The 1,645-nt window shown below is 57.5% G+C and carries 2 protein-coding genes; one reads left to right on the top strand and one right to left on the bottom strand.

Annotated features, from left to right (window positions below; all coding sequences use genetic code 11):
• On the bottom strand, positions 1-691 hold a 691-nt coding region (locus tag WCB02_RS30180), incomplete at its 3' end, for an exosortase/archaeosortase family protein (RefSeq protein ID WP_423963726.1).
• Between the two features lie 754 nt (positions 692-1,445).
• Between WCB02_RS30180 and WCB02_RS30175 the strand changes: the two genes are divergently transcribed.
• On the top strand, positions 1,446-1,645 hold a 200-nt coding region (locus WCB02_RS30175), incomplete at its 3' end, for a hypothetical protein (RefSeq protein ID WP_423963723.1).

The following is a 1,645-nucleotide window of genomic DNA, read 5'->3' as shown; positions in this document are numbered from 1 at the left end:
ACGTGTTGCGCTCCAGAAAGTAACCATAGAAGATGGCGACCGCGAACAGGCTCATCAGGGAGCGAATACCGCTGCACGCCTCCGCGACCTCCAATTGCATGGAGGGAAGCTGGATGATGTTGCCGTCGCGCAGAACCGGGACGCCGAAAAGTGGGAGGATCGCGCTGGCCATCCGGGAGGCCAGCAGCTGCAGCGGGAAGGTGATCTGATTGAAGAGGACGGCTGGAATCGGAATGGCGAGCAGGAGAACGAGAATGGCAAATCGCGTCTCGCGCAGCATCGCCCGTCCGCAGAGCGTCCAGACCATCCCGGCGAGAAGCATAACGAACGAAAGCCGCGAGAGAAAAAGCTCGGCGCCATAGATTCCCATGAACAGCACGAAGATGGCTGCGACGATCAGCCAGACGCCCGACCATGTCTGCTGGATCGGAGTGTCGCGCAGAACTTTGCGCTTGTCCCACAGCAGGAAGAGCGCGAACGGAGCGACCAGAAAGCCGTGGGAGAAGTCCGGATTGTTATACCAATCCGCTACCAGCTTGCCGACCACCTGGTAGTAGATGGCCGTAACAACCAGCGCCAAGAGGACAAAGGGCAGCCACGGAAGCCAGGACTGGGCTGTCTGGGACGGTGCCGGGACGCGTTCGTCCTCGATCGTCGATGCGGGAATAGTGGCGGATTGAATGTCCGGCATGCTGAAAGTTACCCTTACTAGAAAACTGAAGCAATTCCACTGCCAGAAAGCCGGCTTCGACGAGTTTATCTGTCCATTCCACAGAAGAGCTGCATCGAAGGGGTCTGGCACTTGAAGCCATCTGCGCTCGCATTGGCAAGATGCCCATGGAAATCACGGCCTATGCCTTGGTCGCTGCAAGGCTGGCCGGAGCGGGGACGGACACATCTTCTGCCGGCGTTCTCTTCGTTATACATCTCATAATAAATGAGTTGTATCGGAATTCAGGGGCGGTCCGGCATTCGAAGACGCTTGTGAGGCGGGAGGGACGGGATTCGATTGGTTCCATCCAAAGCCGGGCGGCGGCCGTAACTTCAGTGCAAGCACCCCATGCCATGGGATTTCCCGACAGCTTATCTGAGGCGACGTGACAGCCTCCGCAGCGACATTCCTCTCAGGAATCCTGCCTTCAGGTGCTGCGCCAGGAGTGCCCGACGGTCCCCAGCGGCCAAGCCTGAGTCCGATTGGGGAATCACAGAGGAAGTCTCCTTGCCAATGTGGAAGTGATTTACCACTTTTAACATCGTCGTGCATCACTTTGCAGCCAGAGGTGGAAGTCGTCGTTAGGTTTTCCTTAGTCGGCGTTTCCCTCCGTAGCCCCACCTTGAACATAACAAGGAAGTTGCAGAAGACTGCCGATTTTGATTGAAAGAGAACCTGCAACTTTTTGCGTTTGGCCCACGCGGTGCTATCAGTATTTGCCTAAGGAGTTCTCATGAGTGGTGTAGCGCGACCTGAGGGAAGATTGAGTGGCATTACCTCTTCCTTTGTTCTGAGCTGGGGGATGGTGCTGTTGCTGGCGCCTGCTGGCTTTGCCCAGACGACGGCACGGCCTGTCATCACCCCAACGGCGAAGCCGGCACCGGCGGCTCCCCAGTTGGCTACTCCCCAGGCGGAAGTCGCAATGGTAGACAC

This window comes from Bradyrhizobium sp. (assembly GCF_049581145.1).
Taxonomy (GTDB): Bacteria; Pseudomonadota; Alphaproteobacteria; order Rhizobiales; family Xanthobacteraceae; genus Bradyrhizobium.
The sequence above is the reverse complement of the archived record's forward strand: the minus strand, read 5'-3'. Positions and strand labels throughout refer to the sequence as shown.